Origin of the sequence: Pseudogracilibacillus amylolyticus (SeqCode) (genome assembly GCF_051918545.1) — a bacterium.
In the GTDB taxonomy this organism is placed as follows: Bacteria; Bacillota; Bacilli; order Bacillales; family Amphibacillaceae; genus Pseudogracilibacillus.
The window spans coordinates 1-6,408 of sequence record NZ_JBPPZG010000214.1; the positions used below are offsets into that span (position 1 = coordinate 1).

The window sequence follows — 6,408 nt, forward strand, 5'->3', positions numbered from 1 at the left end:
TCTTTTTGTAAAATTAACATGCGGTCAAAAACATGATTCGCAAATAAAGGTCGCATTGAAGGTCTTCTTTTTAATTCTTCCACTGATGAACCGTGTGCTGTACAAATGATTGTAACGCCTGCAAAAACTGCTTCCATTAATGCATTAACATCATCTTCTTTTCCGATTTCATCTACCACTAATACATCGGGTGACATGGATCTGATCATCATCATCATCCCAGCCACCTTGGGACATGCATCCATGACATCTGTCCTGAGTCCTACATTATGTTGAGGTACCCCGTTAATGGAGGCTGCGATTTCCGATCGTTCATCAATTATCCCAACCTTTTTGGGAGTAAAATTATTTTCTCTATCCCCTATTAATCTAGCTATATCTCTAATAAAAGTAGTTTTACCTGTCTGTGGCGGTCCGATAATTAACGAATTAAAATAACGATTATCATTTTCAATGTAGGGAATAAATGGTGCAGCAATCTGTTTAATTTCTCTAGCGATCCTGATATTAAAAAAAGTAATATGTTGTAACTGTTTGATCTTGCCATTCACTGTAGTTACTTCACCAGCTAGTCCAACACGATGCCCGCCGGTTACCGTTATGTATCCTTCACGTAGTTCATCTTCCAACCGGTATAATGAATGCTCACTCAATTGATTTAACACGTAAATACTATCCTTTTCAGTGAAAATGATCTCATTGATCCATTCAATTTGTTTGTGAAAATTTAATTCAATAGGTCTATTTAAACGTAATCTTATTTCTTCTAGTTGCGACCACCTCGCAGCAATTTTCTGCATGACAGCTTGTTTCATATTTTCCGGTAATAATCGTAATATTTCCATCATGATTTTCACTACCTTATATTGATTGGATTATATTCTAAATTTATGCCTAGCATTTCTATTTATGCATGAAGAAAATGAGAAGAAGTAGCTTCAAAGGAGAATATAAGTGGAAACAAATCGTCTCTATCATAAAAAAGGGTAAAATAAAAAGAACAACCCTATCAAAGAATTGTTCTTCCTATCATACTCATAAAATTATTTAATTACTTCGTGAGACGTATTTACCGTCGGATGTGCTTATCACAAGGATGTCACCCTGATTGATAAATAAAGGAACTTGGACAACTAAACCTGTTTCTAATGTTGCCGACTTAGAACCACCACTCACCGTGTCTCCTTTTAGTCCTGGCTCTGTTTCTGTTACTTCAAGTTCTACGTTATTTGGCAAGCTGATTCCAATAACTTCCCCTTCAAACATAATGATGTCGACTGTCATATTTTCTTTAATAAAATCTAGTTCATACTCAATTTGTGTAGCTGGTAACTCAATTTGTTCATACGTATTCACATCCATAAAGGCATGCGTATCCCCAGAAGCGTATAAGTATTGCATCTTCTTATGTTCAATATGCGCTCGTTTTACTTTTTCTCCTGCTCGAAATGTTTTTTCTTGAATATTACCATTTCTTAAATTACGTAATTTAGATCGAACAAAAGCCGCACCTTTTCCTGGCTTCACGTGTTGAAACTCCATAACTTGCCATATATTACCTTCGTACTCGATTGTAGTACCAGTTTTAAAATCGTTAACCGATATCATTAGATTATTTCCTCCCTTAAATTATTATACCGTAAAATTTATGTAGATTTATAGTTGAATTAACTCTTTCTTTGCAAAAGTTAATCGCTCATTACCCGTTTCAGTTAAAACAATGTCATCTTCAATCCGACACCCACCAACTTCAGGAATATAAATTCCCGGTTCTACTGTGACGACCATATTTTTCTCCAAAACAGTATCAGAACGAGGAGAAAGTCCCGGTCCTTCATGTATTTCAAGACCAATACCGTGTCCGGTCGAATGTCCAAAATATTCGCCATAACTTTGCTCTTCTATATATTCTCGTGTTAAAGCGTCAGCTTCTTTCCCAGTCATAGTAGGTTTTATCCCATTTACCCCACGGACTTGTGCCTCTAATACTATTTCATATATTTCTTTCAACTCATCGCTTATATTCCCGACTGCTACTGTTCTTGTTATATCCGAACAATAACCTTTGTATAACGCACCGTAATCCATCGTAACGAGTTCACCATTCTCAATCACTTTCTCAGATGCCACACCATGCGGCAAGGCTGATCGGTATCCTGAAGCGACAATAATATCAAAGCTTGAGGATGTTGCACCTTGCTTTCGCATAAATATTTCTAATTCATTTGCTACATCAATTTCCCTGACACCCGGTTTAATAAACGCTAATATGTGCTGAAACGCATCATCGGCAATTTTAGCGGCATCTTTTAATATAGCAATTTCTTCAGCTGTTTTAATCATACGTAAAGATTCAATTATTTCTTTTACTGCAACTAACTCAACAGCAAATTTTTTTTCATATAAAGAATAGTTTGCGTATGTAACATGGTCTGCTTCAAAACCTAGTCGTTTTATTGCTGACTTACCTATAAGTTCAGCTAACTTGTCTTCAATAAATCCTTGATGCTCTATAATCGTAAATTCAGGTACTTGTTCTTTAGCCTGATTAACATAGCGAAAATCTGTCACAAAAAAAGCTTCCGACTTTGTTATAAGTGCTACACCAGCTGTTCCAGTAAAGTTTGTTATATATCTTCTGTTGTACGGATTTGTAACAAGGATTGCGTCGACTTCATTTTCGGATAATTTATTACGTAGATCTGTTAATTTTGACATATGTATGTTCACCTCTTTATTAAATTGATGACTATCGATATAATCTTACCATAAAATTTAACCTGCTAAAAGAAATGGCCAAAATTCATTACTCATATTCTTGTTTGAAATTTTCATAATCAAAAGAAATCGAATAACCTGTAAAAACGCCATATAATAAAAATAAACAAAACATAGATACATGTGATTCAGATTTTAGGTAAAGGAATGGATTATAATTTTTGATAATGATCGGCATTACAAAATAAATTGCTACCCATATCGCTACTCCAAACAAGGCACCCGTAATCCAACTCTTTCTTTGTCGAAGTAAAACATAATAGATAAGCGCTATCACTATCGATAAGATGCTAATGATTACAAGCAACGTGATATTAGCATACCATTTCTCAATCCAATTCCCATTTTGAAATAAAACACGTAACAATATTTTGGGCCTTACTTCAGTCATATTAAAATAATGTAAAAATAGTAGAAATAAACCACTAAATAAGCCTCCAAAAAGTCCGATAAGCAATGTACGTAATAATAATAACCGGTTTACTTTAGCTGACTGTTTTTCCATTTTATCAACCTCCAATTCGTATTATTACCCATTTTTATGAAAAGAATGAGAAATTAAAGCAAGAACGCTAGTTATAATTGTTTTTTTCTAGTAAAATAAGATTGAGGCTGGTGATATACATTGAAAAAGAAAGAGACAGCTTATGGTGGGCAGGCCTTAGTTGAAGGGGTTATGTTTGCCGGTAAGAAGAGTTTTGTTTCTGCTATAAGAAGAAAAGATAACAGTATTGAATATTTTGAAGTAAAAAGGGTAGAATCTAATATAACAACGAATTTGAAAAAAATACCTTTATTGCGTGGAATTGTCGCATTAGTTCAAGCGAGTGCTAATGGTGTAAAACATCTTGACTTCGCATCTGATCGCTTTGATGTTGATCCAAAAGATGATGAAAAAATGAAACAAGAAAAAGAAACATCTAAACTTGTTATGATTCTTGGAATTGGAGTTATAGGTGTTTTATCATTTATTTTTAGTAAATTAATTTTTACCGTTACACCTGCGATCGTTGCAAACTTTTTTACAGGATTAGTTCCGACGAAAACAGGGCAAGTATTATTAGAAGGGTTTTTTAAACTCCTGTTATTACTCGGTTACATTTATATTGTTTCATTAACGCCGCTCATAAAACGTGTTTTTCAGTATCATGGTGCTGAACATAAAGTGATAAATGCATATGAACACAATGTTCCGTTAACCGTGGAAAATGTTCAGAAAGAGTCTAGGCTTCATTATCGATGTGGTTCAAGCTTTATTCTCTTTACCGTCATTGTCGGAGTATTTGTTTATATGTTTGTCGCTACTGATCCTCTTTGGTGGCGTATCGTCAATCGAATAATACTAATTCCTCTAGTTATTGGACTATCATTTGAAGTATTGCAACTTACGAACAAAGTAAGAAATATACCTGTATTAAAAGTGTTGGGTTATCCCGGTTTATGGTTACAGCTGTTAACAACGAAAGAGCCAGACGATGATCAAGTGGAAGTTGCATTATGTTCCTTTCAAAAAGTTCTGCAAAATGATGAGGTAGAAAACGTAGTAGAGGTGAACTTAAATCAAAGTAGTGAGGTGATACAACCTCAATAGAAAGGAGGATTTTCGTTGAGTCGTAAATTTCCGCTTTTTATATATTTTATTATTGGATTAGCGGTTGTCGGCTTGGTTACTTCTTTAATTAAAAACCCAGGAAGCTTTTTAGTCAGTATATTGATTACCATTGCGATAGGATTTGCTATTTTCTTTATCATCACGGCCATTCTTAATCGACGAAACCCTGGTGGTAACGATGAAATGCGCAAATATAGAAAAGCTGCCAAACAATCAAATCAAAAATACAAAAAACAACAACCAAAAATAAAGAAAACAACACGAACAGATTCTCCTTTAAGACAACGTAGAAAAAAAAGACACGTCCCACATCTAACAGTTATTGAAGGAAAAAAAACAAGTAATAAAAATAATAATGATCGAGCTTCTAATTAAGCAGCTCGATCATTATTATTTTGGCCAAAATTTCAGAAATTGATCTGACTTTTCTTTTCCAAGTTGAATTAAAGATTCTTTCTGTTCATCATTAATAGAAAAATCAGTTGTCTTAATATTTTTAACGGGAATAAAAACAATATTATCTTGCATCGATTTAGAAATATACCTAGTATCATGGGCCCTTAACATCGCATGAAATAGAGCCTGTAGCATATCTAAAGCATTATTAATATTCGTTGGCTGCGTTTCTTCTAAAGAATCACTTAATGTAATGCCTAATACAGGTCTAGCATCCTTATTATTTTTTCGAAAAACCCATAATGGAAAATTACTCAGTAACCCGCCATCAACGATATAACTCCGTTTATTTTGCTTGCTTTTAATTTCCTTAGGCATAAAAAAATAAGGAAAGCTTGCACTCATTCTTATCGCAGTTGCCACATTAAATGAACGTTTATCCAGTCCATAAACTCGTTCAAGGTCATCAGGAATGACAATTAATTTACCTAATGAGATATCACTAACAATTATTTTTAAATATCCTTCTCTTATATCTTGAAAAGTAATTATTCCTTTATCTGCTAAAACATTGTATAACCATTTCTCAAAGACATCGCCTTTATATAAACCAAGTTGAAAATATAATAATAGCCATTTAGTAAAAGGGATTTTTTCACTCAATAACGGAGCATCAAGAAACTGTTTTAAATTTATTTCATTGATCAATTTCTCCATTTCATCCCACTTAATATCCGCAGTAACAAAGGCCGCCAAAATAGCACCCGCTGATGTACCAGCAACTCTTTCAATAGTAATACCTTTCTCATACATACTCTTTAGAGCACCTATAAATGCATATGCCTTTACCCCGCCTCCTGAAAATACGCAGTCAATTTTCATCACAAAACTCCTCGTATAGTATAGTCTATTTAATATGTACGAATAAATATTTAATTTAGAACATTTGTACAAGCCTTGATTTTGAGGAAGTTTTACAAATTCCTTAGTTAATTTTTGAATAACAGTTTGCTTGAAAAATTTGTATACAACTATATTTCAAGACTTTTCACTGTCACATTTGATGAAAATTGTTGAGTAGTGAAAATGTAAAACTAGTTACAAACCATTGATTTCCGCTGCGGACAGTTGCTTTCCGCGGGCACGGCCTCAGCCTCCGAAGCACAGGACGTACAAGTGCAGGTGTTGCGACAGGACGTCGCATACTTAACCTGCCTCGCGTAAGAACACCGCTGCGGGGTCTTCGGACACGTGCTGTTCCCGCAGGAGTCAACTGTCCTCCGCTTCAATCAACCATCATAATAGTGGATCAAGCTGTATTGTTCTTTTATCAAGACCATCCCAGCGAAGGAAATACACGGAGACTCCTGCAGGAGGAAAGGCCTAGGTGAGACAACGCAGTGCGTAGCACAAGGAAGGCTCATCAGCCGCCTGCGGAAAGCGCAGTGTATTTCCGTAGCGGTAGGACTGTTGCTATTTGAACTTTACTGCGCAGTTGATTGAAATTGTCAAAATAGCAAAAAACCGAACTAGTACAAACTTTTATTGAAAAATTTGTACTAGTTCGGTTTTCTCTAATGATTAAAACACTTTTGTCGCAATTTATAACTAGCGTTATTTAT

The 6,408-nt window shown here is 34.8% G+C and carries 7 protein-coding genes; 2 read left to right on the forward strand and 5 right to left on the reverse strand.

Annotated features, from left to right (window positions below; genetic code table 11):
- The 4 genes from spoIIIAA to ACPYKA_RS17525 form a co-directional block, all read right to left on the reverse strand.
- Positions 1–848: stage III sporulation protein AA (gene spoIIIAA / locus ACPYKA_RS17510; protein ID WP_479543494.1), on the reverse strand; the 848-nt coding region annotated here is incomplete at its 3' end.
- 199 nt (positions 849–1,047) lie between these two features.
- The gene (gene efp / locus ACPYKA_RS17515; protein WP_479543495.1) at positions 1,048–1,608 is read right to left on the reverse strand and encodes an elongation factor P; all 561 of its coding nucleotides are present in this window, start codon (positions 1,606–1,608) and stop codon (positions 1,048–1,050) included.
- Between the two features lie 48 nt (positions 1,609–1,656).
- Positions 1,657–2,718: a M24 family metallopeptidase gene (locus ACPYKA_RS17520; RefSeq protein ID WP_479543496.1), complete on the reverse strand. Its 1,062-nt coding sequence runs from the start codon at positions 2,716–2,718 to the stop codon at positions 1,657–1,659.
- A gap of 88 nt (positions 2,719–2,806) precedes the next feature.
- Positions 2,807–3,283: a YqhR family membrane protein gene (locus tag ACPYKA_RS17525; protein ID WP_479543497.1), complete on the reverse strand. Its 477-nt coding sequence runs from the start codon at positions 3,281–3,283 to the stop codon at positions 2,807–2,809.
- A gap of 171 nt (positions 3,284–3,454) precedes the next feature.
- Here ACPYKA_RS17525 and ACPYKA_RS17530 point away from each other — a divergent pair, with 171 nt between their 5' ends.
- The gene (locus ACPYKA_RS17530; protein ID WP_479543500.1) at positions 3,455–4,369 is read left to right on the forward strand and encodes a DUF1385 domain-containing protein; all 915 of its coding nucleotides are present in this window, start codon (positions 3,455–3,457) and stop codon (positions 4,367–4,369) included.
- 15 nt (positions 4,370–4,384) lie between these two features.
- Positions 4,385–4,765 carry an SA1362 family protein gene (locus tag ACPYKA_RS17535; RefSeq protein ID WP_479543498.1) on the forward strand — a complete coding sequence of 127 codons (381 nt, stop codon included), beginning with the start codon at positions 4,385–4,387 and terminating at the stop codon, positions 4,763–4,765.
- Positions 4,766–4,780: 15 nt separating this feature from the next.
- On the opposite strand, the gene ACPYKA_RS17540 is transcribed toward ACPYKA_RS17535, so the two are convergent.
- Positions 4,781–5,668, reverse strand: coding sequence for a patatin-like phospholipase family protein (locus tag ACPYKA_RS17540; RefSeq protein ID WP_479543499.1), 888 nt, complete (start codon positions 5,666–5,668; stop codon positions 4,781–4,783).
- Between the last annotated feature and the right edge of the window lie 740 nt (positions 5,669–6,408).